The organism is Nonomuraea sp. NPDC049400 (assembly GCF_044466425.1).
In the GTDB taxonomy this organism is placed as follows: domain Bacteria; phylum Actinomycetota; class Actinomycetes; order Streptosporangiales; family Streptosporangiaceae; genus Nonomuraea.
In genome coordinates this window covers 309,850-330,164 of record NZ_JBITMP010000006.1, presented here as the reverse complement: position 1 = coordinate 330,164, position 20,315 = coordinate 309,850, and the positions used below count along the sequence as shown (strand labels likewise).

General features: G+C 71.2%; 23 protein-coding genes. 13 read left to right on the top strand and 10 right to left on the bottom strand.

Going from position 1 to position 20,315, the window contains the following annotated elements:
* Positions 1–10 precede the first annotated feature (10 nt).
* Positions 11–1,282, top strand: coding sequence for a M48 family metallopeptidase (locus tag ACIBVN_RS11555; protein ID WP_397135173.1), 1,272 nt, complete (start codon positions 11–13; stop codon positions 1,280–1,282).
* Positions 1,283–1,314: 32 nt separating this feature from the next.
* The gene (locus tag ACIBVN_RS11550; protein WP_397135321.1) at positions 1,315–2,400 is read left to right on the top strand and encodes a glycosyltransferase family 4 protein; all 1,086 of its coding nucleotides are present in this window, start codon (positions 1,315–1,317) and stop codon (positions 2,398–2,400) included.
* On the opposite strand, the gene ACIBVN_RS11545 is transcribed toward ACIBVN_RS11550, so the two are convergent.
* From ACIBVN_RS11545 to ACIBVN_RS11535, 3 genes are all read right to left on the bottom strand, one after another.
* Entirely contained in the window at positions 2,397–2,537 is a 141-nt protein-coding gene (locus tag ACIBVN_RS11545; protein ID WP_397135171.1) for a hypothetical protein, read from the bottom strand. The two genes, ACIBVN_RS11550 and ACIBVN_RS11545, sit on opposite strands and share 4 nt — an antisense overlap.
* Before the next feature lie 416 nt (positions 2,538–2,953).
* Positions 2,954–3,316, bottom strand: coding sequence for a hypothetical protein (locus tag ACIBVN_RS11540; protein ID WP_397135169.1), 363 nt, complete (start codon positions 3,314–3,316; stop codon positions 2,954–2,956).
* Between the two features lie 207 nt (positions 3,317–3,523).
* On the bottom strand, positions 3,524–4,405 hold the full coding sequence (locus tag ACIBVN_RS11535; RefSeq protein ID WP_397135167.1) for an aldo/keto reductase: 882 nt from the start codon (positions 4,403–4,405) through the stop codon (positions 3,524–3,526).
* Positions 4,406–4,464: 59 nt separating this feature from the next.
* On the opposite strand from ACIBVN_RS11535, the gene ACIBVN_RS11530 reads away from it, so the two are divergent.
* On the top strand, positions 4,465–4,821 hold the full coding sequence (locus ACIBVN_RS11530) for a MerR family transcriptional regulator (protein ID WP_397135165.1): 357 nt from the start codon (positions 4,465–4,467) through the stop codon (positions 4,819–4,821).
* 6 nt (positions 4,822–4,827) lie between these two features.
* Here ACIBVN_RS11530 and ACIBVN_RS11525 read toward each other — a convergent pair whose 3' ends face one another.
* Positions 4,828–6,573: an AMP-dependent synthetase/ligase gene (locus ACIBVN_RS11525; protein ID WP_397135163.1), complete on the bottom strand. Its 1,746-nt coding sequence runs from the start codon at positions 6,571–6,573 to the stop codon at positions 4,828–4,830.
* A gap of 104 nt (positions 6,574–6,677) precedes the next feature.
* Between ACIBVN_RS11525 and ACIBVN_RS11520 the strand changes: the two genes are divergently transcribed.
* The 7 genes from ACIBVN_RS11520 (at position 6,678) to ACIBVN_RS11490 (ending at position 12,441) form a co-directional block, all read left to right on the top strand.
* Positions 6,678–7,445 (top strand): metallophosphoesterase, encoded by a 768-nt coding sequence (locus ACIBVN_RS11520; protein WP_397135161.1) that lies wholly within the window; start codon positions 6,678–6,680, stop codon positions 7,443–7,445.
* A gap of 158 nt (positions 7,446–7,603) precedes the next feature.
* Positions 7,604–8,041 (top strand): SRPBCC family protein, encoded by a 438-nt coding sequence (locus ACIBVN_RS11515; protein WP_397135159.1) that lies wholly within the window; start codon positions 7,604–7,606, stop codon positions 8,039–8,041.
* 1 nt (position 8,042) lies between these two features.
* Positions 8,043–9,203 (top strand): ArsA family ATPase, encoded by a 1,161-nt coding sequence (locus tag ACIBVN_RS11510; protein WP_397135157.1) that lies wholly within the window; start codon positions 8,043–8,045, stop codon positions 9,201–9,203.
* A gap of 41 nt (positions 9,204–9,244) precedes the next feature.
* On the top strand, positions 9,245–9,652 hold the full coding sequence (locus tag ACIBVN_RS11505) for a DUF5304 family protein (protein ID WP_397135155.1): 408 nt from the start codon (positions 9,245–9,247) through the stop codon (positions 9,650–9,652).
* Between the two features lie 14 nt (positions 9,653–9,666).
* On the top strand, positions 9,667–10,599 hold the full coding sequence (locus tag ACIBVN_RS11500; RefSeq protein WP_397135153.1) for an ROK family glucokinase: 933 nt from the start codon (positions 9,667–9,669) through the stop codon (positions 10,597–10,599).
* Between the two features lie 32 nt (positions 10,600–10,631).
* Positions 10,632–11,285, top strand: a complete 654-nt coding sequence (locus tag ACIBVN_RS11495) for an endonuclease/exonuclease/phosphatase family protein (RefSeq protein WP_397135151.1) — start codon at positions 10,632–10,634, stop codon at positions 11,283–11,285.
* 37 nt (positions 11,286–11,322) lie between these two features.
* Positions 11,323–12,441, top strand: a complete 1,119-nt coding sequence (locus ACIBVN_RS11490) for a hypothetical protein (RefSeq protein ID WP_397135149.1) — start codon at positions 11,323–11,325, stop codon at positions 12,439–12,441.
* Positions 12,442–12,706: 265 nt separating this feature from the next.
* Here the strand turns inward: ACIBVN_RS11490 and ACIBVN_RS11485 are convergent, their stop codons facing one another.
* Both ACIBVN_RS11485 and ACIBVN_RS11480 read right to left on the bottom strand, forming a co-directional pair.
* Positions 12,707–13,150, bottom strand: a complete 444-nt coding sequence (locus tag ACIBVN_RS11485; protein ID WP_397135147.1) for a hypothetical protein — start codon at positions 13,148–13,150, stop codon at positions 12,707–12,709.
* Between the two features lie 46 nt (positions 13,151–13,196).
* Positions 13,197–13,955: an alpha/beta hydrolase gene (locus ACIBVN_RS11480; RefSeq protein WP_397135145.1), complete on the bottom strand. Its 759-nt coding sequence runs from the start codon at positions 13,953–13,955 to the stop codon at positions 13,197–13,199.
* A 147-nt stretch (positions 13,956–14,102) separates the two neighbouring features.
* Between ACIBVN_RS11480 and ACIBVN_RS11475 the strand changes: the two genes are divergently transcribed.
* A complete protein-coding gene (locus tag ACIBVN_RS11475; RefSeq protein WP_397135143.1) occupies positions 14,103–14,810 on the top strand; it encodes a lysophospholipid acyltransferase family protein in 708 nt (235 codons plus the stop codon).
* A 2-nt stretch (positions 14,811–14,812) separates the two neighbouring features.
* Here the strand turns inward: ACIBVN_RS11475 and ACIBVN_RS11470 are convergent, their stop codons facing one another.
* The gene (locus ACIBVN_RS11470) at positions 14,813–15,277 is read right to left on the bottom strand and encodes a MarR family winged helix-turn-helix transcriptional regulator (RefSeq protein WP_397135141.1); all 465 of its coding nucleotides are present in this window, start codon (positions 15,275–15,277) and stop codon (positions 14,813–14,815) included.
* Between the two features lie 82 nt (positions 15,278–15,359).
* Between ACIBVN_RS11470 and ACIBVN_RS11465 the strand changes: the two genes are divergently transcribed.
* Positions 15,360–15,788 (top strand): DoxX family protein, encoded by a 429-nt coding sequence (locus ACIBVN_RS11465; protein ID WP_397135139.1) that lies wholly within the window; start codon positions 15,360–15,362, stop codon positions 15,786–15,788.
* A gap of 49 nt (positions 15,789–15,837) precedes the next feature.
* Here ACIBVN_RS11465 and mmuM read toward each other — a convergent pair whose 3' ends face one another.
* Entirely contained in the window at positions 15,838–16,704 is an 867-nt protein-coding gene (gene mmuM, locus ACIBVN_RS11460) for a homocysteine S-methyltransferase (protein ID WP_397135137.1), read from the bottom strand.
* Positions 16,705–16,814: 110 nt separating this feature from the next.
* Entirely contained in the window at positions 16,815–17,483 is a 669-nt protein-coding gene (locus tag ACIBVN_RS11455; RefSeq protein ID WP_397135135.1) for a Crp/Fnr family transcriptional regulator, read from the bottom strand.
* 72 nt (positions 17,484–17,555) lie between these two features.
* Here ACIBVN_RS11455 and ACIBVN_RS11450 point away from each other — a divergent pair, with 72 nt between their 5' ends.
* Positions 17,556–17,819: a YciI family protein gene (locus ACIBVN_RS11450; protein WP_397135133.1), complete on the top strand. Its 264-nt coding sequence runs from the start codon at positions 17,556–17,558 to the stop codon at positions 17,817–17,819.
* An 18-nt stretch (positions 17,820–17,837) separates the two neighbouring features.
* Here ACIBVN_RS11450 and ACIBVN_RS11445 read toward each other — a convergent pair whose 3' ends face one another.
* Positions 17,838–20,201: a VIT domain-containing protein gene (locus ACIBVN_RS11445; RefSeq protein WP_397135131.1), complete on the bottom strand. Its 2,364-nt coding sequence runs from the start codon at positions 20,199–20,201 to the stop codon at positions 17,838–17,840.
* Positions 20,202–20,315 lie beyond the last annotated feature (114 nt).

The following is a 20,315-nucleotide window of genomic DNA, read 5'->3' as shown; positions in this document are numbered from 1 at the left end:
GGGTGTGTCCGTGAACGGGGACGGACCGCGCGAAGCCGCGGATGAGCGGCGGCTGAGGCGGCAGGCGGGGGCGGCGGCCGTGCTGCTCGGCCTGATCATTCTGGCCGTGGCCGCCTTCAGCACCCCTTGGCGCATCCTGGCCTCCGGTCCGCCAGACCCCGCGCGCGACTTCACCGCCGCGCAGATCGCCAGAAGCAAGGCGTTCGACGCGGCCACCACCGTGCCGAGCTACCTGTCGCTGGCGCTCACACTCGTCCTCGCCGGGCTGCTCGTGGCCACCCCGTTCGGCGCGAGGGCGGTGGGCTGGCTCAAGGGCCCCTGGTGGGTACGGGTGGTGCTCGGCGTCGTCGTCATCACCGCCATCGTCGAGCTGGTCAAGCTGCCGCTCGGCATCTGGTTCGAGACGCTGCTGCGCGACTACGGACTGTCCACCCAGGACTGGGGGTCCTGGACCGGCGACCGGCTGAAGAACATCGGCGTCGAGGCGTTCCTGCTCTGCCTCATGCTGCTCGTGCTCGTGGCGCTGGCCCGCAGGTTCAGGCGCTGGTGGATCCCCGCCGCCGTCGGGGCGTTCGTGCTGACGCTGGCGGTGTCGTTCATCTATCCGGTGGTGTTCGAGCCGCTGTTCAACGACTTCACGCCCATGCGGCAGGGTCAACTCCGCACGAGCCTGCTCGCCATGGCGCAGCGCGACGGCGTGCCCGTCGAGGACGTGCTGGTCGCCGACGCCTCGCGCCGGACGACGGCGCTCAACGCGTACGTGTCCGGCTTCGGCGCCACGCGCAGGATCGTCGTCTACGACACGCTGCTCAAGGCCCCGCAGCCGGAGGTCGAGCTGGTCGTGGCGCACGAGCTGGGCCACGCCAAGCACAACGACGTCCTCTACGGCACGTTCATCGGCGCTCTGGGCGCCGCTCTGGGCGCCATCCTGCTGTTCCTGGTGTTCGACCCGGTACGCCGCCGCGCCGGCGTCACGTCGATCGGCGACCCGCGCGCGGTCGGCGCGATCATGGGCCTGATGACCATCGGCTCACTGCTCATGGGCCCCGCTCAAAACCTGGTCAGCCGCCACATCGAGGCCAGGGCCGACCTGCACGCGCTCGACCTGACGCACGATCCGGCCACGTTCGTCGCGATGCAGAAGCGCCTCGCCGTCACCAACGTTTCCGACTTGTCGCCGGATGCGGTGGAATATGTGCTCTATGCCTCCCATCCCTCCAGCCCAGAGCGCATCGCCATGGCCCGCGCATGGGCCAAGCTGAACGGCGTACCAGTGCAGTGACACGTGCCGTGACCGATGCCGCGACCGACGGCGTGCCCAAGGTGCTCATCGTCACGAACGACTTCCCGCCCAGGCCCGGCGGCATCCAGTCGTTCGTGCACGGCCTCGCCCTGCGAACGCCGGGCGTGGCCGTCTACGCGCCCGCCTGGCCGGGCTGCGAGGAGTTCGACGAGCGCCAGCCGTACCCGATCGTGCGGCATCCGACGCGGCTCATGTTGCCGACCCCCGCCGTCGCGCGCCGGGCGGCGCGGCTGGTGGCCGAGCACGGCGCGCAGACCGTGGTGTTCGGCGCGGCGGCGCCGCTCGGCCTGCTCGCGCCGCGCCTGCGCGCGGCGGGCGCGCGGCGCGTGGTGATGCTCACGCACGGCCACGAGGCGTCGTGGGCGAGCGCGCCGGGCTTCCGCGCGGCGCTGCGCAGGATCGGCGCGCACGCCGACGTGGTCACTTACCTGGGCGAGTACACGCGCCGGCGCCTGGTCGCCGCCATCCCCCCCGACAAGCTGGTACGGCTCGCGCCCGGCGTGGACGTCACCCAGTTCCGCCCCGACGCCCCGAAGGCCGAGCTGGGCCTCGACAGCAGGCCGGTGGTCGTCTGCGTGTCGCGGCTGGTGCCGAGGAAGGGCCAGGACCAGCTCATCAGGGCCTGGCCCGAGGTGCTGCGGGCGGTGCCGGACGCGGTGCTGCTGCTCGTGGGCGGCGGCCCCCACCGCAGGACACTGGAACGGCTGGCGGGCGGGCAGGAGTCGATCAGGTTCACCGGCACGGTGCCCGCCGCGGGCCTGCCCGGCTACTACGCCGCCGCCGACGTGTTCGCGATGCCGTGCCGTACCCGGTGGAAGGGGGTGGACGTGGAGGGGCTCGGGATCGTGTTCCTGGAGGCGTCCGCCACCGGGCTGCCGGTGGTGGCGGGCGCGTCCGGCGGCGCGCCCGACGCCGTGCGGCCCGGCGAGACGGGGCTGGTCGTGGACGGCGAGGACGCGGGCGAGGTCGCCCAGGCGATCGTCGAGCTGCTGAGCGACCCCGAGAAGGCCCGCAAGATGGGCGCGGGCGGGCGCGACTGGATCGCCCGCGAATGGGCGTGGGACCACGTGGCCGCCCGCTTCCACACTCTCCTCTAGCCCTTGGTGGCCACCAGCGTCACGAGGGTGTGGAGGGTGATGAGGACCTGCGGCGGCAGGTTTCCGGCGGTGAACACGATCAGCAGCGCCTTCCGCCCGGGAACGCGCAGCCGCGCGATGACGAACGCCGTGAACAACTACGCCTGCCCGTAGTAGTCGAGCTGACGTGTTTGGGCAGCGAGAAGTACCCCAGGCGAGCGGTCTCCTCGTACGGGCGCAGCGACGCGTAGACGGCCAGGATGAGCGGCAGCAACCAGCCCAGGGCCACCAGCATCAGGAAGGCGTGCAGCAGGATCCGCAGCGGCCGCACCGGGCGCCGCGAGGGCGCGCGCCGCTCCTGGGCCGGGGGTGCTGCCTCGAGCCGCACCCGACGAGCGTGGTGGGCACGCCGAACGCGGCGGTCCCCAGCAGGGATGGCGGATGCGCGTCCCGCCAGTTGTGGTGAGCCGGTGTCGGCGGCTTACCGTGTCGGAACCTGTTGGGTTCTTTCACCCGCTGGTGGACATGAAAAGAGCGGGCCCGTCCCGGCACGGGCCCGCTCTCCGGCTTGGGGTTAGTTGACGTCCAGCTTGCGCTGGATGGCGACGAGGACGCTCATCATCTCCAGTTGGGTCGTCTGCATGGCGTGCATGGAGTCCTGCATGGTCTTCTGGGACTCCTGCATGGTCTTCTGGGACTCCTGCATGGCGCGCATGGAGTCCTGCATGCCCTTCTGGGTTTCCTGCATGTTCGCGAGTTTGAGCTCCACCATCATGAACCTCGTGCTCACCTTGGAGTCGAGATCCTTGACGCGGTCGGCCACGCCGTTGATGCGCTCCGTGAGGTCCTGCCCTAGCTCGCCCATGTCCGCTCGGGTCTGGACCAGTTCGTTCTGGATCGTGGCGGCGAGCTTGTCGCAGGCATCCTTGATGCTCAAGGAGATCTCCCTTACCTTGGGGTAAGGGACCGGGGATGTTAGGGATCTCCGGTCCCCCTTTCTTTGCCATGAGGATACCCCGCAGGTAGCCGCCCACAAGCCGAAATCGAAAGGAGATTCCCCTGCTCAGACGGCTTGTGGAGGGATAAATCAGAAACAATCAACCAATGTCGTGGCGGCAATTCTTCGTGGGCGGCCACCGCTTTTTCAGACCGCGCCGGACAATCTGTCGTATTGATCGTCGGTCAGCTTGACCGAAATTGCGGCCACATTCTCCTCAAGATGGGCGATAGAGGACGTGCCAGGGATCGGGATCACTGTGGGGGAGCGGTGCAGGAGCCAGGCCAGCGACGCCTGCGCCGGCGTGACGCCGATCTCCGCCGCCACCTCCGCCAGCGGGCTCCCCGAGCCGGCATGGGAGCCGGCGGCGATGGGGAAGTAGGGCAGGAACGCGATCCCGTGCTCGGCCGTGTAGTCGACCACGGGCTCGTGCTGGCGGGTGGCCAGGTTGTACATGTTCTGGACGCTGGCGATCGGCGTGATCTCCGACGCCTGGCGCAGTTCGTCCACGCTGACCTCCGACAGGCCGATGTGGCGTACCTTGCCCTCGTCCCTGAGCTGCTTGAGCGCCCCGATCTGGTCGGCGAGCGGGTAGCCGGGGTCGATCCGGTGGAGCTGGAGCAGGTCGATCCGCTCCACCCGCAGCCGCCGCAGGCCCAGCTCGGCCTGCTGGCGCAGGTAGGCGGGGTGGCCGTGGGTCACCCATTCGGTGGGCGAAGGACGTACCACGCCGACCTTGGTGGCCACCGTGACGTTCCCCCGGTACGGGTGCAGCGCCTCGGCGATCAGCTCCTCGTTGGCGCCCAAGGTGTAGGCGTCGGCCGTGTCGATCAGGTCGACGCCCAGCTCCACGGCTCTGCGCAGGAGCGCGATGGCGCCCGCGCGGTCGGCGGGGGCGCGCCAGATGTGCGCCTCCATGGCGGAACGGGCGGGCTCGGGGCCGTCGGCCAGCCGCATCGCCCCGTATCCGATCCTGTTCAGGGTGAGGTCGCCGCCAAGGGAAAAGGTTTCGCGAGGAATTTCTCTCATGGCCGCCACGCTAAAAGCTCACATGGATGTGAGATTCAAGTGCCTGTGAGGAGCGTCACATGAAGATCGGGGAGCTGTCCCGGGAGACGGGGGTCAGCCCGCGGCTTCTGCGCTATTACGAGGAGCAGGGGCTGCTGACCACGCACCGCGGGGACGGCGGTCACCGCCGTTACGGCGATGACGCTCCCGTCGTGGTGCGGCGCATCCGGACCCTCCTCGCCGCCGGGCTGCCGACGAAGGTCATCAGGGACGTGCTGCCGTGCGTGTCCGGGTCCGGCGACGTGCTCGACGCCTGCACACTCGGACATCTGCAGGGGCGGCTCACGAGCCTGGACGAGCAGCTCACCGAGCTGCAGGCGACCAGGGACGCGCTCGCCGCGCTCCTCGCGGCGACCGCTCTCGCGGGCGCCGCCTGACCTCGGCTACTTGCCGTCGTAGAGCTCGTCGATCTCCTTGGCGAAGTCGCGCAGGACGAGGTTGCGCTTGACCTTCAGCGTGGGCGTCAGGTGCCCGCTGTCCTCGGTGATGTCGCCGTCCAGGATCGTGAACTTCTTGATCTGCTCGGCCTTCGACACCTGCAGGTTCGCCCGGTCGACCGCCGCCTGGACGTCCGCCAGCACCGCGGGATCCTCGCGCAGCTCCGCCACGGAGGCGCCGGCGGGCAGTGCCTCGGGATCGAGCGTGATCAGGGCGGCGACGAACGGGCGCCCGTCGCCGACGATCATGGCCTGGGAGATCAGCGGGTGGGCGCGCAGCGCGTCCTCCAGCGGCCCGGGGGCGACGTTCTTGCCCGCCGCGGTCACCAGGATCTCCTTCTTGCGACCCGTGATCTTCAGGTAGCCGTCGGCGTCCAGCTCGCCGATGTCGCCCGTGTGGAACCAGCCGTCGGCGTCGATCACGTCGGCGGTGGCCTCGTCGTTCTTCCAGTAGCCGGGGAAGACGTTCCTGCCCTTGGCCAGGATCTCCCCGTCGTCGGCGATGCGCAGGGTAACGCCGGGCAGCGGCTTGCCGACGGTGCCGATCTTGTTGGCGTACGGCATGTTGACCGTGCACGGCCCGGTGGTCTCCGTCAGGCCGTACCCCTCGAACACCTCGATGCCGACGCCCCTGAAGAAGTGGCCGAGCCGCTCGCCCAGCGCGCCGCCGCCGGAGACCGCCGCCGAGAGGCGACCGCCCGTGGCCGCCCGGAGCTTGGTGTACACCAGCCGGTCGAACAGTGCGTGCTTCAGCCGGAGCCCGAGCGGCGCGCCGGTGGCGGAGAGGCGGCTCGAGGCCATCGCCACGTCCACGGCGCGGGCGAAGATCTTGCCCTTGCCGCCCGCGATGGCCTTCTGCTCGGCGCCGTTGTAGACCTTCTCGAACACGCGGGGCACGCCCAGCAGGAACGTGGGCTTGAAGTCCTGCAGGTCGGGGGCGACGTTCTTCATGTTCGGGGTGTGCGCGATGACTGCGCCCGCCTCGATCAGGACCACCTGGATGATCCGGGCGAGGATGTGCGCGAGCGGCAGGAACAGCAGGGCCGCCGGGTCCTTGGTGTCGAACAGCGGCTCCAGCGGGCCGCGCAGCACGTTGAGCGCGGTGAAGAGCAGGTTGTCGTGGGTGACGCGGCAGCCCTTGGGGCGTCCGGTGGTGCCCGAGGTGTAGACGACCGTGGCGAGGTCGGCGCAGACCACCTGCTCGCGCCGCTGGTCCACGTCGGCGTCGGAGACGTCGCCCGGGTCCAGGGCGCCGTCGATCCGCCAGACCGGCTTCAGCTCGGGCGCGGCCTCCCTGACGGTCTCCTCGTGCTCGTCCAGCTCGACGAACACCGCCTTGGCCTCGCTGTCCGACAGGATCCACCGGACCTGCTCGGCCGACGACGTCTCGTAGATCGGCACGGTGACCGCCCCGATCGTCCAGATGGCGTAGTCGATCAGCGTCCACTCGTACCGGGTGCGCGACATCAGCGCGACCCGGTCGCCGTGCGAGATCCCCGCCGCGACCATCCCCTTGGCCACCTCGACCACCTGGTCGCGGAACTCCGACGCGGTGACCACCGGCCATCCATCGCCGGTCTTGCGGCGCATCACCACGGCGCCCGGCTCCTGCTCGGCCCGCCTGAAGACGATGTCGGACAGGCTGGCGGAAGCAGGCACATCGACCAGGACGGGAACGCTGTACTCGCGCACGGATCAAACTCCTCTTCGGGGACCGCCTGGACGTTACCGCGTCAAGTTACGGACGGGTAGTCTTAACGCTCACGCTAGCAGCCATGGTGAATAGGATCTGCCCCATGAAGGTCCATGTCGTCAGCGACGTCCACGGCAGAGCCGACGCGCTGGCCAGGGCGGGCGACGGCGCGGACGCGCTGATCTGCCTGGGCGATCTGATCCTCTTCATCGACTACGACGACCACGCGCAGGGCATCTTCCCCGACCTGTTCGGCGCCGAGCAGGCCGCGGAGTTCATCGCGCTGCGCACGGCCAAGCGGTTCGACGAGGCCAGGGCCATGTCGGCGCGCCTGTGGGCCACGCTCGACGGCGACCCGCGCGAGCACATCGAACGCCACGTGCGTTCCCAGTACGAGATCCTCTTCGCCGCCATGCCGACCCCGGCCTACCTCACGTACGGCAACGTGGACCTGCCGCGCCTGTGGGGCGACTACCTCAGGCCCGGCCTCCACGTGCTCGACGGGCAGGTGGTGGAGATCGGCGGCCTGCGGTTCGGGTTCGTGGGCGGAGGGCTCCAGACGCCTTACCGCACGCCGTACGAGATCGGCGACGAGGAGTACGCGGCCAAGGTGGAGGCGGTCGGCGAGGTCGACGTGCTGTGCTGCCACATCCCGCCGGCCGTGCCCGAACTGCTCTACGACGTCGTGGCCAGGAGGTTCGAACGCGGCAGCGAGGCCACGCTGGCGGCGATCAGGCGTACGCAGCCGCGCTATGCCCTGTTCGGCCACGTCCACAACCCGCTGCACGCACGCACCCGCATCGGCCGCACCGAATGCGTGAACGTGGGCCATTTCCGGGGGAAGGGCGTTCCGTTCGTCCTCGAGTGGTGACCCAAGCGGCCCTCTGTCGAGCGGTCCGCCGCAAGTCGCGGGTTGTGCACTACGGTGGGCCGCGTGCAGCGGTCCACCGCAAGTAGCGGATTCTGCACTACGGTGGGCCGCGTGCAGCGGTCCACCGCAAGTAGCGGATTCTGCACTACGGTGGTCGCATGGCTGATCGCACCACTTCGAGCACCACCATCAGCGCAGGCCGGCCCGAGGTCATGGCAGTGATCGCGGACTTCCCCTCCTATCCGGAGTGGGCCGGACAGGTCAAGAGCGCCGAGGTCCTCACGAGCGACGGCGACGGCAGACCGGAGACGGTGCGGTTCGTCCTCGACGCCGGGATGATCAGCGACACCTACACCCTCGGCTACACCTGGCAGGGCGACGACGGCGTGAGCTGGAGCGTGGTCGAGCCGGGGAAGATGGTCTCCGATCTCCGCGGGAGTTACCGGCTCGCCGACACGGGCAGTGGCACGGAGGTGACGTACGAGCTCACGGTCGATCTCAGCGTCCCCATGATCGGCATGATCAAGCGCAAGGCGGAGAAGGTGATCGTGGACACCGCGCTCAAGGGCCTCAAGAAGCGCGTCGAAGGCCGCTGAGTTGAGTCCCCGGGTCCTGCTCTTCACCGGAAAGGGCGGCGTCGGCAAGACCACGGTCGCCGCCGCCACGGCCACGCTCGCCGCCAAACGCGGGCTCAAGACGCTGGTCGTCTCGACCGACACCGCGCACTCGCTGGCCGACGCGCTCGCCGTCGAGCCCGGCGAGATCGCGCCGGGCCTCCACCTCCACCAGGTCGACACGCAGAAGTCGATGGAGCGCCACTGGGGCGAGCTGCAGCAGTACGCCAAGGGGGTGCTGAGCGAGCTGGGCCTCGACGAGATCACCTCCGAGGAGATCACCGTGCTGCCCGGCGCCGAGGAGCTCATCGCCCTGCTCGAGCTGCGCGAGCACGCCCGCGAGGGCCGCTGGGACGTGATCGTGGTCGACTGCGCGCCCACCGCCGAGACGCTGCGGTTGCTGGCCCTGCCCGAGGCGCTCGACTGGCACGTCAGCAGGCTGCTGCCGGTCGGCCGCAAGCTCGTGCGGCTGGTCTCGCCGTTCGTGCGCAGCGTGGCTCACGTCAGCGCGCCCGGCGAGGAGGTCATGAGCGCGGGCGAACGCCTGCACCGCGGCCTCATGGAGGTGCGCGAGCTGCTCACCGGCGACCACGCCTCCGTGCGGCTGGTGCTCACGCCGGAGTCCGTGGTGCTCGCCGAGGCCAGGCGCACCCTCACCTCACTCAGCCTGTACGGCTACCGCGTCGACGCCGTCATCGCCAACCGGGTCTTCCCCACCGGCGGCGCCGACGAGTGGCGCGCCCAGTGGGCGGCGGCGCAGTCCAGACTCCTGACCGAGGCTGAGCAGTCGTTCGCCCCGCTGCCCATCCATGTCGTCCCCTACCTGCCCGCCGAGCCCGTCGGCAAGGACGTGCTGGCCTCGGTGGGCGAGGCGATGTACGGCGAGTGCGACCCGTTCGCCGCACACGCCGTCGAGCCGCCGCTGCGGATGAGCGCGGACGAGCTGGTGCTCGCCCTGCCCGGCGCCGACCGCGGCGACGTCGACCTGGCCCGTAAGGGCGACGAGCTGATCGTCACGGCCGGGCCGTACCGGAGGATCCTGGCGCTGCCCACGGCGCTGTCCCGAAGGAAGATCAGTGGAGCCGCGCTCCGGGACGGCGTGCTGCGGGTAGGTTTCAGCCCGGGGAGCGAATCCGCAACCTGATGAGTTGAGGAGGATGAGCGACCCATACGCAGGGAGGGCCCATGACCGAGAGCAACAACGGCAACGACAAAGACCCGATCGGCACCGTCGCCGACGAGGCGCGCAAGCTGTTCGAGTCGATCCAGGGGCGGGCGACCCGCCAGGTCGGCAAGAGCGTGTTCAACTCGTTCACCGGCGGCGGCCGCAGGGAACGAGACGTGTGGGAGGAGGCCGTGTCCGAGTCCCACGACGAGTACATCTGCCGCGCCTGCCCGTGGTGCCGGGCCATCGCGGCGCAGCGTGAGTCGGGCGGCGACGTGACGGGGCACCTGATGGCCGCGGGCGGCGAGCTGTTCGCCGCGTTCCGTGGCGCGATCGACGCGTTGAGCAAGCCCGCCCCCCGCGGGCCGCGCGACGACCGCGATCGGCGGGACCGCCACGACAACGTGGAACACATAGATCTGGGATAGGGAGAAGCGGGGCAATGCTCACGATCGGTGTCGATATCGGCGGGACCAAGGTGGCCGCCGGTGTGGTCGACGACAAGGGCGAGATCGTCGAACACACGCTCAGGCCCACCGCCGCCGACCGCCCCGACCTGGTGGCCGAGACGGTGGCCGACGTCGTTCGCGAGCTGAGCGCGGGCAGGGCCATCGAGGCCGTCGGGGTCGGCGCCGCCGGGTTCGTCGACGAGACCCGTTCGATCGTGCGCTTCGCCCCCAACCTCGCCTGGCGCGAGGAGCCGCTGCAGAAGAAGATCAGCGGCCTCGTCGGGCTGCCGGTCGTGATCGAGAACGACGCCAACGCCATGGCCTGGGGCGAGTCCAGGTTCGGCGCCGGGCGGGGCCAGTCCCACGTGGTCTGCATCACGCTCGGCACCGGCATCGGCGGCGGCCTGGTCTTCGACGGCGCACTCTACCGCGGCCGCTGGGGCATGGGCGCCGAGCTGGGGCACATGCAGGTCCTGCCCGGAGGGCGCCAGTGCGGCTGCGGCAACGTCGGCTGCTGGGAGCAGTACGCCAGCGGCCAGGCCCTCGTCAAGGACGCCAGGGAGATCGCCGAGGCGCACCCGGAGCAGGCGAAGATCCTGCTCGGGCTGGCCGGCGGCAAGATCGAGGGCGAGGAGGTGACCAAGGCCGCGCGGCTGGGCGACGAGGCCTCGCTGGCCGCGTTCGCCAGCCTGGCCGACTGGCTCGGCCAGGGCATGGCCGACCTGGCCGGCGTCCTCGACCCCGGCTGCTTCATCGTGGGCGGCGGCGTCTCCCGTGCCGCCGACCTGTTCATCGACCGGGCGCGCCAGGCCTTCGCCGAGCGGCTGACCGGCCGCGGCCACCGGCCGCTCGCCGAGATCAGGCTGGCCGAGCTGGGCGCCTCCGCAGGGGTGGTGGGCGCCGCCGACCTGGCCAGGCAGCGCTGACGATCAGGGTCGCCACCTACAACGTACGCGGGATGCGTGACAGCGTGCCCGCGTTGACCCGGGTGATCACCGCCATGCGCGCCGACGTGCTCTGCGTGCAGGAGGCGCCGAGGCTCAGGAAGTGGCGGCGCAGGGCCCTGGCCGCCGCGGCGGGCATGCGGGTGGCCACCCCCGGCAGGGTGGGCGGCGTGGCCGTGTTCACCGGCCCGCGCGTCAGGGTGCTGCACGCCGAGAGCCACACGCTGCGGTTCTTCGCCGGGCTGGAGCGCCGCGGGCTCGCGCTCGCCGTGGTGGACGTGGACGGGGCCCGCCTGGCGGTCGGCTCCCTCCACCTGGATCTGAACGACCCGGCCAGGGTGCACCACGCCGCCGAGGCCGTGGCGCTGCTGGAACGGGCGGCCGGCCGCTTCGGGGCGACGATCGTGCTCTGCGGCGACCTCAACGAGCAGGCGCACCAGCCCGCCTGGCGCTTTCTCGCCGCGCTGCTGGCCGACTGCTACGCCGTGGCCCCCAAGGGCGACGGGCTGACGTTCACGGCCGCCCGGCCCGCGCTCCGCATCGACGCCGTGTTCGCCGCGCGCGACCTGCGTGTCGTGTCGTGCGGGGGAGCCGACGCCCCGATCGCCGATCTGGCCGAGGCCAGCGACCATCTGCCCGTTATCGCAGAGTTGCGAGTTGGGCACTAACGGGCAAGACGTGCCCCCCAGCCCGTAGCATTTGCTCATGACCCGTCGCTCTCAGCGGCGTGCGCTCTCCTTGATCTTGGCGACGTCCGTGGCCTTGACGCAGGTCACGCCCGCCGCGCATGCCGAACCTCGCCGGCCCGCCACGATAGAGGCGTGGCAGCAGTCGACCAGCGTGCGCCTCCAGGCCGACGGCTCGCTCTCCGACGTGCTCGCCGTCTCCTCCAGCGACGTGTGGGCCGTCGGCCAGCAGCAGATCTGGGACGTCTGGAAAAATCGCGGCACCATCCGCCACTGGGACGGCAGCGACTGGTCCGAGGTGCCCGTCCGCGACGCCGCGTCCGCGGGAAACCTGCGCGGGCTGGCCGCCGGCTCCGCGTCCGACGTGTGGGCGGTCGGCGACGGGCACGACGGGCTGCCGTACATCGCCCACGGCGATGTCACGGGGTTCGACCGGGTCAGGCCCCAAGGGCTGCGGGCAGGAGACTGGCTCGGCGGCGTCGACGCCAAGTCGGGGCGGATCGTCGCGGTCGGCAGCCGCGACAAGCAGGGGCTCATCCTCACCGGCCAGGGCAACTCCTGGACCGTGCAGCAGACCAAGGAGGAGGGCGCGCTCTACGCGGTGGCCGGCGGGTTCGCCGTCGGTGACACGGGCTCCGCGCCGCTGATCGTGCACTACTCGGGCGGGTCGTGGAAGTCCATGCCGGTGCCCTCGATCCCCGGGGGCTACCTGCGTGACGTGCAGGCAGACAGCGCCAAGCGGGCGGTGGCCGTCGGCGGCGTCTACCGCGGGCCTGGCGACATCTCGCCCCTCATGCTGGTCTGGAACGGCAAGCGCTGGCACCAGCAGCCGCTGCCCGACTCCGACTCCGACGCCCGGCTCTACGGCGTGACCGGCGACGGCAAGGGCCGCTACTGGCTGGCCGGCTACGATCCGTCGCGGGCCACGGAGCCGTTCATGATGCGGTGCGAGAAGGGCGACTGCGAGACCATCCGGGGCGGCGCCCAGAAGGACAGGAGCAGCGTACGGCTCCAGGCGGTGGCCTACCTCGCCGGCAAGGGCGCGGTGTGGGGTGTGGGGCACGCGGTCGACACCCGAGACCGCTATACCGACGTGGTCGAGTCGTTCGCGCCCAAGAGCGTCACCTCGAAGTCCTGACGCCCCCACCTCCTCGGGGTGGTCCCGGCTCCGCCGCTCCGTCGTGGGCTGAGGTCCCTCGGGGGCTCGCGGCGGTGGCGGCTGCGATGCGCCGTTCCCGTTTCCCGCCTCAGAGGGACCTCAGCCACAGCCGGTGTGGGCGTCTCGTCGCGGCGAGGTCGCTCTGATGCGCCGTTCCTACGGGCGTCTCGTTGTGGTGGGGTCGCTCTGATGCGCCGTTCCTAGGGGCGTCTGGTTGCGGCGGCGCCGTGCCGCCGGCGCGCGGTCACAGGACGGCGCCGTCGTCCCAGCCCGAGTCGTTGGGCGGACCGTCGCCCATGCGCACGACCAGTGCCACGAACCCGCCGATGAACGCCGCCACCGCCGTGAACAGCGCCCAGCCCTCCATGTGCCAGCTCGCCATCGCGGCGACCAGAAGGTACGCGGGCCCGCCGAACAGCGCCACCCACGCCAGCTTGGTCGGCAGGTCGAGCTTGGGCAGCGGAGGCGGCGGGGGCGGCTCGAAGTGGCCCTCCTCGCCCTCCTGCTCCTCCTCGGCGGAGTCCTCGTCGGGCTCGGGCTCCTCCGAGGGTTTCACCACCCGGCGGGTGGGCTCGGGGGGGACGTTCTCGCTGTCCGGCCATGGCTGGTCGGCCGAGTCACGCTCGGCGGTGTCGTTGAAGGACGCGACGATCTGACGCCAGACCTCGTCCTCACTCTGGGGCGTCACCTAGATGGGCCTCTCCACAGCGATCGCGACTTCCCCCTGGGTGCGATCAGTCCCTCTGCAAGGGTACCGAGGCATGTGTCCGGATGAAGTCGAGGCTACCGGCAAAGATCCTGTCGGCATCGTTGTCAAGCGTCGCAACATGGTAGCTATCGGTAAGCTCCTCGATCGTGGCCTGCGGGACCTTCTCGCGGATGATCGCCACGCTCGTCGGCTTGACCACGTGGTCCTCCGCGCTGTGGAAAACCAGCAGCGGCTGTGTCACCTTCGCCAGGTCCGCCTGCACCAGCGACCATAGCGCGGGCAGCGACGCGGCCGCCTTCACGGGGGTGCGGGCGTAGGCCAGCTCGGTCACGCCGGGCTTCTTGACGTCGTTCGCGACGCCGGCCACCGACGGCACGAACCACTTGATCAGCGGAGCGAGCTTGAGCAGCGGCACGTCGTTGGCGATCGACGGGTTGACCGCCACCACGCCGCTGATCGCCGAACCGTGCACCTCGGCGAGGCGCAGCGCCAGGCAGCCGCCCATCGACAGCCCCGCCACGAACACATTCTGGCAGCGTCCCTGGAGATCCGCGAACGCCTTCTCCACCTCGGCGTACCAGTCCTCCCAGCGCGTCCTGTTCATCTCCTGCCACGTGGTGCCGTGCCCGGGCTGGCGGGGCAGCGAGACGCTCACCCCATGCGCGGCAAGGAACTCCCCCCACGGCCGCAGCGACTGCGGGGTGCCGGTGAACCCATGGCAGAGCAGCACACCGATCTGGCCTCCGTCGTGGTGGTAGGGCTCCGCGCCTGGCATGAGCGGCATAACAGCTCCTTGACGGAATTTCATCCCGGAACTGCCCGATCGTCGCACGTTCCGGGGTGTTTGTGCGAGAGCTGATGTAGGAGCATGGCGCTCGGGATGGGAAGATGACTATGGTCGCCCGAAACGTGCTGGAGAAGAGGTGCCGGGGTGTTCTACTGGGTGGTCAAGGCCATCTTGGGTCCGTTCCTCCTCGCCGTCTTCCGGCCGTGGACGGAGGGCGCGGAAAACGTGCCCAAGCAAGGGCCCGTGATCCTGGCCGGCAACCATCTGTCGTTCGCCGACCACTTCTTCGGCCCGCTGCAGATCCGCCGCAAGGTCATCTCGCTCGGCAAGGCCGACTACTTCACCGGGCGCGGCGTCAAGGGCTTCTTCACCCGCCTGTTCTTCAGCGGCGTCGGCACGGTGCCGATCGACCGCTCGGGCGGCAAGGCCAGCGAGGCGGCGCTCCGCACCGGGCTGCGCATCCTGCGCGAGGGGCAGATCCTCGGCATCTACCCCGAGGGCACCCGTTCGCCCGACGGGCGGCTCTACAAGGGCAAGACCGGCGTGGCCCGGCTCGCCCTGGAGTCACGGGCGCCGGTCATCCCGTGGGCCATGGTCAACACGTACGAGATGATGCCGCCGGGACGGCCGCTGCCCAAGCTCGGGATCCGGCCCGGGGTCAAGTTCGGCAAGCCGCTCGACTTCTCCCGCTACTACGGGATGGAGGACGACCGGCTGGTGCTGCGCGCCGTGACCGACGAGATCATGTACGCGCTGATGGAGCTGTCCGGGCAGGAATACGTCGACAAGTACGCCGCCAGCGCGCGGGTCGAGATGGAGCGCGCCGCGCGCGCGGCTGCCGCCAAGAGCTGACCTCACCCGGAGGCGCGCAGCACCGCCTCGGTCTTCTGCATGGCCGTGGTCATCGCCTGCAGTTCCTCACGGCTGAGCCGGTCGATCAGATATTCGCGCACGACCTCCACATGCCCCGGCGCCACCTGTTCCAGGCAGCGCATGCCCGCGTCGGTGAGCACCGCCAGCACGCCGCGCTCGTCGCTGGGGCAGGTGGCGCGTTCCACCAGGCCCGCCTTCTCGAGCTGGGTGATCTGGTACGTCAGCGCGCTCTTCGTCACCACGGCGCCCCTGGACAGCTCGGTCATGCGCATCTGACGTCCGGGGGCTTCGGCGAGCCGCACCAGGATCTCGTACTGCGGGTGCGTCAGCCCGGCAGAGGCCTTGAGCTGCTCCTCGATCCGCCGCTCGAGCAGGTGGGAAGTGGACAGGAAGGCGCGCCAGGCCGCCATCTCCGTCTCGTCCAGCCATCGGGGGTCGTCCGTCACCAGCTCATTCTACAGTGTTGTTCAGATTTGAACATTCGGCTAGGGTGGTTGTTCAAATCTGAATGACTCTCAAGGAGATCGAATGTTCGACCAGGCGCGCCCCGTCGCCCTTTTGCTCGCGAGGATCGCCATCGGAGTGATCTTCCTCGTGCACGGCTACCAGAAGTTCGCGACCATGGGCATCGCGGGCACGGCCAAGTTCTTCGAGTCAGCGGGCATCCCGCTGGCCTCCGTGGCCGCCCCGGCGGTGGCGGTGCTGGAGGTGGTCGGCGGCCTGGCGCTGATCCTCGGCGCCGCGCTGCCGATCGTGGGCACGCTGCTGGCCATCGACATGGTGGGCGCCATCGTGTTCGTGCACGGCGCGTCCGGCTTCAGCGCCGGCGAGGGCGGCTACGAGTTCGTCCTGGCGCTGGCGGCGGCCAGCCTGGCCATCGGCTTCACGGGCGGCGGCGCGCTGGCCCTCGACGGCGTGCTGAGCCGCCGCCGCGGCGCCGCGTCGGTGTCCGCCTAGCACTCCTGTTCCCGGACCCCGCGCAGGCGGAATCCGGGGTCCCAGGGTCTCAGGAGAGGTGGGCGCGGATCTGCGCGATGTGCTCCGGAGTCGTACGGCAGCACCCGCCGATCAGCGACGCGCCCGCCTGCTGCCACTCCTTGGCCGCCTGCCCGAACTCCACCGGGTCGGCGAGGCCCAGCCAGCGGCGGTGCCCGGCGTCCCAGGTCTCGCCCGAGTTCGGGTAGACCACCACGGGCAGCCCGCCGGACAGGCGCGAGATCAGCCCGGGGATGTGCCGCGGCGCGGTGCAGTTCGCCCCCACGGCCACCATCTGCGGGTTTCCGCTGAACAGCGCGGCCGCCTCGCGGATCGGCGTGCCGTCGTTGAGCCGCTCGGCGTCGCGGCAGGAGAAGCTCACCCACGCCTTCACCTCGGGCGTGCGGGCCAGCAGCCTGGCCAGCGCCCGCGCCTCCGGGTACGACGGGATCGTCTCGCAGGCCAGCAGGTCGGCCCCGGCCGAGGCGAGGATCTCCCAGCGCGGCAGATGCCATTCGAACAGGCCGTCCTCGTCGAGGCCGTAGTCGCCGGTGTATTCGGCGCCGTTGGCCAGGTAGGCGCCGTACGGGCCGACCGAGGCCGCCACCAGCCCGTGACCGGCCTCGTCGCGTGCCTGCGCGGCCAGCTCCACCGACAGCCTGATCAGCCGCTCGGCCGCCGCCACGTCAAGCCCGCGCCGTACGAAGCCCGGGATCGTGGCCTGGTAGCTGGCGGTCGTGGCCACGTCGGCCCCCGCCGCGAAGTAGTCGGCGTGCACGCGCCTGATCAGCTCGGGCTGCTCAAGCAGCAACCGCGCGGACCAGAGCTCGTCGCCGAGGTCGGCGCCGAGGCGTTCGAGCTGGGTGGACAGGCCGCCGTCCAGGACAAGTGCAGTCACGTGTCCAGGGTACGGGCGCTCCGCCGTCCCCTCTCACCGGGCGGCGCGCCTCCACCGGCGCCGCCGCCGCGTCACGTGTGCGACTCGCCGCCGGTGCCTGGTGGAGGGGATCAGGGCGCGGGGGCCGGGAGTGCGGCCAGGCGGGCGAGGGCCTCGGCATTGACCACGATAACCTCGCCGGCGCGGATCTCGATCATTCCCCGGCGCTCGAACCCGCGCAGGGCCCGGTTGACGCTCACCCTGGTCGCGCCGATCTCGGCGCCCAGGCCCGCCTGCCCCGCGTGCAGCGGTACCCGGCCGGCCGCGCACCGGCGTACCAGCCAGGTGGCCACGCGTGCGGGCACGTCGCGCACCGCCGCGTCGGTCAGCCGCTCGTCCAGGTCCCGCACGGTGGCGGCCAGCGTGCGCAGCAGCCGCGCCGCGACGGTCGGCTCGGCGGCGACGAGCTCGAGCACCGTGGAGCGCGGCAGGTACGCCACCTCCACCGCCGTCAAGGCCGTACGGGTCGCCCGGTGCGGGCCGTCCACGAGGAGCGCCGTCTTGTCGAACGCGACCGGCGCGGACTCCACGGCGAGCACCACCTCCTTGCCCTCGGCGCTCACCCGCCCGGCCTTCACCCGCCCGTCGAGCAGCACGATCAGGTGCTCGGCCGGATCGCCCTCGGTGCACAGCACCTGCCCGGCCGGGTAGCGCCGCCGCCGCGCCAGCGTCTCGAGCCCGCGCAGCCGCCCGTCGTCGAGCCCGCCGAACATCGGCAGGTCGGCCAGCGTGTACGTCATGTATCCCGTGATACACCACCCCGGTGACCCGCGATGCTGAGCACCCGGCCGGCGGGGCCCTAACGTGCGGGCATGGCGAGATACGTACTGGAAATAGCCTTCGACGACGCCCCCAGCCGCCTGGCGGCCCGGCCCGCGCACCGGGAGCACCTGCGGCGGCTCAAGGAGCAGGGACGGCTGGTGACCGCCGGTCCCTGGGCGGACGACACGGGGGCGCTGCACGTGTACGAGGTGGCGGACGAGGCCGAGCTGCGCGACATCCTCCGGGATGACCCGTACACGGCGGTGGGCGGCTACGAGATCGTCCTCATGAAACAGTGGAATCCGATCATGTAACCGCCCCTCCGCACGTGCCTAGGCGCGCTTCCAGAAGGAGCCGCGGCGACCCGGCCCGTGGTCGTCGCCCACGAGAGTCGTGAGGACCTCCACGGCGCGCTCGTGCAGGGCCTGGGCGTCGGCGCCCGGCCGTTCGGCGGCCTCGAGCTCGCGGGCCAGCGTCTCCAGCTGCTCGTTCCCCCCGAGGTACGCCGCCAGCGCGGCCAGCCGCGAGCCCAGGTCCGCCAGGTACAGCAGGTCGGGCGCGGGCAGCGCCTTCAGCCGCTCGAGCTCCGCCACCAGCTGCGGCCTGACCGACTCCAGCCGGTGTGCCGGGCGCGGGCCGGGCTTCGGCATGGCGCCACCCCGCCCGCGCGCGCCGCCACCGGGCGCGAACGGGGCGGGCGCCGGCGGCTGCGCGGGCACCCGGGGCCCGCCGAACCCCTCGGAGGCTCCCTGCGGGTCGCCGGCGATCAACCCCTGATCCAGGTCGGACAGGCCGAGGCCCGGCTCGGGGAGCCGCATCCGCTGGACTCCCATGGGCGGAGCGGCCATCACCGCGGCCTGTGCCGCGAAGCCCATCATCGGCGGGCCCTGCGGCAGCTCCCATCCGCTCGGCGGCTCGACCGGCTGGATGACGCGGTGTTCCGGACCGCCCTCGGCGACCTGCCTGGTGTCGATCGCCACGTACGCGGTGAAGCGGCACAGCACGCCGTACTCCAGCGAGGTCCGCACGATCCGCGACTCCAGGTCGTGCTCGCCCATGGCGTACCGGTCCTCGAGCTCGCGCAGGTGCGCGCGGGCCCAGACGGCGCGGATGGCCGGATTGTCCACCGCCACGCCCGCGACCTGCTCCTCCCACGGCCCGTCCGCGGCCATCCCGCGTACGGTCAGCGAGGAGCCCTCGCGGTAGCGCCCGTACACGCGCAGCGGCACGCCGGGGAAGATCGACCCGAGATGGGTGACCGTGTCCGGCTCGACGTCGAGGCCCTTGAGCGAGAGGTCGGTCACCAGGGGAGCGCCGATCCTGCGGTGGATCTGCTCCATGGCGGCGTCCAGCCGGTCCTCCGACTCGACCAGCTCGCACCGGCCCGCGCCGAGCCCGGCCAGGCGGCCGAGGAAGCCGGCGTTCACGGCGCGGTCGATGCCGACCGTGTGCACGCGCATGGCCGACAGCGCGCCGCCGACCTGCTCCAGGATCTGGTCCTCGTTGCCCACCTGGCCGTCGGTGACCAGCACCACGACGCGTTCGCGCTCGTTCCTCGCGCCCAGGAGCGCGATGGCCCGGCGCAGCGGCTCCAGCAGCTCGGTGCCGCCGCGGGCGTCCACGCGGGCGAGGTGCTCGACGGCTCGGTACCGGTTGCGGTCGGACGCCTCCACCAGCCCCTCGAACGCCTCCTCCACCACGGAGTCGAACGTCAGCACCGCGAACCTGTCCTGCTCCGTCAGCGTGTCGACGATGCGGGCCGCGGCCCTGCGCGCGGTGACCATCTTCCAGCCGCCCATGCTGCCCGAACGGTCGAGCACCAGCACCAGGTCGCGCGGCGTGCGCGTGGACTGGAGCGGCGGCGGCACGACCGTGAGAGCGAACGTGCCGGCGCCGTCTCGGCCGTCGAGCTGCAGCGACGTGGACGCCTCGAACGACATCCGCAGGATGAAGTCCCGGTCGAGCCGCTCGCCCGGGCGCAGGCGTACCGTGTGGCCCTCCTCCTCGACCACGTGCAGGCTGGAGGCCAGCTCACGCAGCTCCAGCCCGGCCGCGTCCACGCTCGCGCGCAGCGACAGGCGCACGGGGTCGGGGAAGCCGGGCAGCAGGACGGGCGGGCTGATCCTGGACGCGTCGGGCACCGCGTCGGTGTCGGGCGCGGCGCCGTCGCCCGCGGGCGGGCCGTCGATGGGGCTGCCCGGGATGTAGCGCGGGGCCACGACCAGCGGGAAGCGGAACGTGGCCGCGCCGTCCTCGTACGGCAGCGGCTGGCTCATGGTCAGCCTGACCGACACGCGCTCGCCGGGCAGGATGTTGCCCACCCTGATCGTGAACACGTCGGGCCGGTCCTCCTCGGCGATCGCCGCCCGCCTGCCCTCGCGCAGCGCCTGGTCGTAGTCGGCCCTGGCCTGACCGCGCTCCTTCAGCACGCCCTCGACCACCCGGTCGTCGGCCTCCATCCTGAACCCGGTGACGGCCGCCCTGTCGGGCAGCGGGAAGACGTACGTGGCCTCGAGCGTGACGTCGAACGGGTTCCTGAACCCCTGCGTGACCTCGACCCCGGCGATGAGCCCGGAGATGTCGGCGGCCACGTCCACGCTCTCGAGCGGCAGGTTGCCGCGTTCCGTCCGCAGCGCGCCGAACCCGGCGTCCGGCACCGGCAGGCACCGTGCGGGCTCCAGCGAAGTGATCTTCATCTGGATTGTGGCGCGGAGACCCGGTCCTTCAGGGCCGGGAGGAAGCGCCACCCCTCCTTTCGAAAACAGTATGGAAAAGCTCGGTAACAGCCGGTAATCTTTGCGGTGGGTGAT

What these genes read in the sequence shown, in the direction of transcription:
- ACIBVN_RS11450 (WP_397135133.1), top strand. Translation starts at nt 17,556, where the DNA reads ATGGCGAGATACGTACTGGAAATAGCCTTCGACGACGCCCCCAGCCGC.
- ACIBVN_RS11445 (WP_397135131.1), bottom strand. Translation starts at nt 20,201, where the DNA reads ATGAAGATCACTTCGCTGGAGCCCGCACGGTGCCTGCCGGTGCCGGAC.
- ACIBVN_RS11495 (WP_397135151.1), top strand. Translation starts at nt 10,632, where the DNA reads ATGCGTGACAGCGTGCCCGCGTTGACCCGGGTGATCACCGCCATGCGC.
- ACIBVN_RS11505 (WP_397135155.1), top strand. Translation starts at nt 9,245, where the DNA reads ATGACCGAGAGCAACAACGGCAACGACAAAGACCCGATCGGCACCGTC.
- ACIBVN_RS11535 (WP_397135167.1), bottom strand. Translation starts at nt 4,405, where the DNA reads ATGAGAGAAATTCCTCGCGAAACCTTTTCCCTTGGCGGCGACCTCACC.
- ACIBVN_RS11520 (WP_397135161.1), top strand. Translation starts at nt 6,678, where the DNA reads ATGAAGGTCCATGTCGTCAGCGACGTCCACGGCAGAGCCGACGCGCTG.
- ACIBVN_RS11530 (WP_397135165.1), top strand. Translation starts at nt 4,465, where the DNA reads ATGAAGATCGGGGAGCTGTCCCGGGAGACGGGGGTCAGCCCGCGGCTT.
- ACIBVN_RS11465 (WP_397135139.1), top strand. Translation starts at nt 15,360, where the DNA reads ATGTTCGACCAGGCGCGCCCCGTCGCCCTTTTGCTCGCGAGGATCGCC.
- ACIBVN_RS11455 (WP_397135135.1), bottom strand. Translation starts at nt 17,483, where the DNA reads ATGACGTACACGCTGGCCGACCTGCCGATGTTCGGCGGGCTCGACGAC.
- ACIBVN_RS11515 (WP_397135159.1), top strand. Translation starts at nt 7,604, where the DNA reads ATGGCTGATCGCACCACTTCGAGCACCACCATCAGCGCAGGCCGGCCC.
- ACIBVN_RS11490 (WP_397135149.1), top strand. Translation starts at nt 11,323, where the DNA reads ATGACCCGTCGCTCTCAGCGGCGTGCGCTCTCCTTGATCTTGGCGACG.
- ACIBVN_RS11500 (WP_397135153.1), top strand. Translation starts at nt 9,667, where the DNA reads ATGCTCACGATCGGTGTCGATATCGGCGGGACCAAGGTGGCCGCCGGT.
- ACIBVN_RS11480 (WP_397135145.1), bottom strand. Translation starts at nt 13,955, where the DNA reads ATGCCGCTCATGCCAGGCGCGGAGCCCTACCACCACGACGGAGGCCAG.